This window comes from Hydrogenophaga sp., from assembly GCF_041633695.1.
GTDB lineage: Bacteria > Pseudomonadota > Gammaproteobacteria > Burkholderiales > Burkholderiaceae_C > Hydrogenophaga.
In genome coordinates this window covers 1-1,423 of the sequence record NZ_JBFJMY010000710.1, presented here as the reverse complement: position 1 = coordinate 1,423, position 1,423 = coordinate 1, and the positions used below count along the sequence as shown (strand labels likewise).

At 65.5% G+C, this 1,423-nt stretch carries 2 protein-coding genes; both read right to left on the bottom strand.

Translation table 11 applies throughout. The features are described from left to right. The coding region (locus ABYB95_RS23465) for a hypothetical protein (RefSeq protein ID WP_372662778.1) at positions 1–420 on the bottom strand (420 nt) is incomplete at its 3' end. 41 nt (positions 421–461) lie between these two features. Beyond that, the coding region (locus ABYB95_RS23460) for a 3'-5' exonuclease (RefSeq protein ID WP_372662775.1) at positions 462–1,423 on the bottom strand (962 nt) is incomplete at its 5' end.

Sequence of the window (1,423 nt, the reverse complement as noted above, 5' to 3'; positions counted from 1 at the left end):
TGGGCTGATGTCGCCGGTCCAGACCGCGTCCATGTTCTTGCCGTCGGCCGACTCATCGAGGTTGAATTCACCGCCGGTGACGTCACCGGAAACCAGTGAAACCCGCTGCTGGAGCCCGTCACCGCGGGTGAAGCGGCCGCGCACGCTGCCCGGGTATTCGGGATGCCGCTCGAACTGCAGGCTGCCCTGGATTCCAGGTGCATCGACCGGGGCGTCGAGTGGCCGCAGCGTGACTTGCCACAAGCCGTAGAGGTGGGCGGGTGTCATCTCCGCCGGGCTGGCGCAAGCCAGCGGGGGCGTGCTGGCCGGGGTCGCGTTCTGCGCGTGTGCGATAGGCCAGATGCACAGGCAGGCGAAGGCCAGGCCGAGGCTTGCACTGATGAGGGGCCAAGCGGGCTGGGTGGGTGTGTCTTGGTTCATGGGTGAAAAAGTGGCGGGGCGGACAAGTCGGTTCACGCGGGTCAGGAAGTGGGGCTGGGCGTTTTGCCTTCGGCTGCTTGTTCGGCTGCGTTCTGCGCGGCGCGTTGGGCAAACTCGGCGCGCAGGGCGCGCAGCTTTTCGCGCGGGTCTTCTTTGGTGGTGTTCTGGTCCAGAGCCATTTCCTTGATGAAACGGCTGGCCTGACCGGGGATGCTTTCGCGGCCTTTCTTGCGCCGCTTGAGCCAGCTCACGGCCAGCGTGCGTTGCGCGCGGGTGATGCCCACGTACATGAGGCGGCGCTCTTCTTGCAAGCGCTGGGCGATGTTTTCGCTGTGGATGTCGCCCAGGTCGGCGTCTTCGTCGTCCATCTTGAAGGGCAGCAACCCTTCGTTCACGCCCACCAGCATCACGTGCGGCCACTCCAGACCTTTGGAGGCGTGCAGGGTGGACAGGGTGACGACGTTTTCGTCTTTCTCGCGCTCGCTCAGCGTGGACAAGAGGGCAATGGTCTGCACCACTTCGAGCAGGCTTTTGCGTTCGCGCTCGCTGCTCACACCGGCGGCGTCTTCGATCTGCCCACCGCAGCGGCCGGCCACCCAGTCGCAGAAGTCGATCACATTGGTCCAGCGCGCGGCGGCCACCTTGTCGTTGTCTTCGCTCTCGTGCAGGTGCTTTTCGTAGGCGATGTCTTTCAGCCATTCGGTGAGAAAAACCTGGGCGGCCTCGTGCCCCACGGTGTGGCGGGCGCGGTACTCCAGATCGTTCACGGCCCGGCCAAACTCGTGCAAGGTGGCCACGGCGCGCGCGGGCAGGGCGGCGGCCAGGGAGTTCGAGAACAGGGCCTCAAACAGGCTGAGCTTGTATTGCGTGGCGAAGTTGCCCAACTGTTGCAGCGTGGTGTGGCCGATGCCGCGCTTGGGCGTGGTGGCGGCGCGCATGAAGGCGGGGTCGTCGTTGTTGTTGACCAGCACGCGCAGCCAGGCGCAGAGGTCGCGGATTTCGG